Source organism: Streptococcus sp. STC1396 (assembly GCF_058933875.1).
The window spans coordinates 1-1,851 of sequence record NZ_JBZYCU010000049.1 but is presented as its reverse complement, the minus strand read 5'-3'; the positions used below and the strand labels follow the sequence as shown (position 1 = coordinate 1,851).

Annotated in this window: 2 pseudogenes; one reads left to right on the top strand and one right to left on the bottom strand. The window is 38.8% G+C overall.

The annotated features are described in order from the left end of the window. Nucleotides 1-260: 260 nt before the first annotated feature. Nucleotides 261-1,222, bottom strand: a pseudogene (locus AC5FEC_RS10340) (glutamate-cysteine ligase family protein); the annotation flags it as partial. A gap of 1 nt (nucleotide 1,223) precedes the next feature. Here AC5FEC_RS10340 and AC5FEC_RS10335 point away from each other — a divergent pair. Further along, nucleotides 1,224-1,851 (top strand): annotated as a pseudogene (locus AC5FEC_RS10335) (ISL3 family transposase); the annotation flags it as partial.

Genomic DNA, 1,851 nt, shown 5'->3' with positions numbered 1-1,851 from the left:
CTACAACCTCAGTTGTAGTGCCCTGCACATTGGTTCGTCTTGTTCAGTTTTCAAAGGTCTTTGTCGCCCTCGCAAGCGACAACTATATCAGTATATCACCTCAACTAATTCTTGTCAATACTTTTTTTGAACTTTTTTTGCTTTTTTGTAACTTTTTTTCCAAACCGACTTTGCGATAACCTTGAAAGTTCCTTAAAGGACTAGGGTTTAGCACTAAAATGAAACACTTAAAACATTATTAGAATTCCAAAGGGAGTCTATTAATACAAAGATATGAGATACTTTTCTTCATGCATTTTCCGTTTTTGCAAGCCTTTGATAGCAAGTTGAAGAAGATCGTATGAAAATTTTTGAATGTTTTTTCCTCGTTCTGTGTAAGTTTGTTTTTCGAATACTGTCGGCGCAAATGTTTATAATCCCGCCCTTCCAGCCTGAAAAACTCACAAGCTTTAAGATAGGCCTCTGTTTCCTCTAGATTCACTAACAATCCTAAATGAAAGGCTGCTGGTGCAAATGTCTTAGTGAGAGGCTGAACACAAGTGCTTCTAAATTCAACAGTGCCTCTTGTCGTTAAATCCTAATATTGGTAGCTTCTGTGATGACTAAAATCTTCTGCGCACGGAATGAGAAATCTTTCGTCCCCCCTCAAATTATAGGCCTTGATTTGCACCTGTTTTAGATATTCTCCAACCGATATAGGAGGAAAATAGTAGGCATCTCCCTCTCGGTCAGCATTAAAAATAGCTGTGTGATTTAAATAATTGAAAAAATCTTCTTCATCTGTGAAATCATAGGGATTGACACCGACATTTTCTACTAACAAGCCATGCATGGATTCTTCCCAGAAGCGGTCTCTAGAGATTCTAGCGTTGAAATCTTCTGCTGTCAATTCCGAATTGGCAAAAAGATAGGCTTTAGCAGCCTCGATTTGATTGAAGGTATTGATTACCTGTATGAAATTTGCCCGTGAGACATCCAGCTGGACTTGACTTCCACAGATATAGCCGCCATAATCAGGATAGCGATGGAAGAAATCTCTTCCAATTTCTTCACTCAAAGATAGATACTGCATCAACATTTGATAGCGGGGATATTTCACAGGAGCATTATCATTCTCCTTCCAGAATGGATGTAAACCCTGGCCCTGAAGCTCATGATGGTCTTTATGTAAAATCTTTTGAATAGTGTCTAAGTAGTGATTGAAGCGTCTTTCAACTTCCTGACAGGTCCGAAACGGCGTTAAAGTCATTACAATGGACATGTTTAGTCCCTACTATGACTTGGCTAGACAACTTTTTCCATGCGCTAAAATCATCCTCGATCGCTTTCATATTGTCCAACACCTGAGCCGGGCTATGAGTCGTGTTCGTGTTCAAATCATGAATCAATTGGATCGAAAATCACACGAATACAAGGCACTGAAACGCTACTGGAAACTGATCCAACAAGATAGCCGTAAACTCAGTGATAAACGCTTTTATCGGCCGACTTTTCGCATGCATTTGACCAACAAAGAGATTCTGGAAAAGCTGCTCTCTTACTCTCAAGAACTCAGAGAACACTATGACCTCTACCAACTCTTGCTTTTTCATTTTCAAGAGAAACAAGCTGAACATTTCTTTGGACTCATTGAAGAAACAATTTCTTGTATAAATCCTATCTTTCAGACTGTTTTTAAGACCTTTTTAAAAGAGAGGGACAAGATTATCAATGCTTTGGAACTCCCTTACTCAAATGCTAAGCTAGAGGCTACAAACAACCTCATCAAAGTTATCAAACGCAACGCTTTCGGATTTCGGAACTTTGACAACTTCAAAAAACGCATTCTCATCGCTTTGAATATCAAAAAGG